The following is a 260-nucleotide window of genomic DNA, read 5'->3' as shown; positions in this document are numbered from 1 at the left end:
GCGATTCGCTGTTTTCCGCTTGCCCGCGGGCCAATGTAGGACCATTCTTAGATCGGATCCTGGCGGTGCGGTAAAACGAGAGGTCAGGCCCTGCAGCACTCAATCTCGACCTCGAAGCACTTAACGTGGCGCCTTTTCTCGACTGATCCCCGAGCGAGGAGGTTGTCCTTGTCCACGCTCTATGTCGACCATCCGCTACAACCGGGCGACCGGGTCCCGAACGTCGTGTTTGATGCGATCTCGCGCGAGGGGAAGATCGC

At 59.6% G+C, this 260-nt stretch carries 1 pseudogene; it reads left to right on the top strand.

Annotated features, from left to right (window positions below):
* Positions 1 to 168: 168 nt before the first annotated feature.
* Positions 169 to 260: pseudogene (locus tag EOD29_RS32820) on the top strand (AhpC/TSA family protein); the annotation flags it as partial.

The sequence above is a fragment of the Mesorhizobium sp. M1A.T.Ca.IN.004.03.1.1 genome, assembly GCF_003997555.1.
Classification (GTDB): Bacteria; Pseudomonadota; Alphaproteobacteria; order Rhizobiales; family Rhizobiaceae; genus Mesorhizobium.
This window is presented reverse-complemented; position numbering and strand designations above follow the sequence as displayed.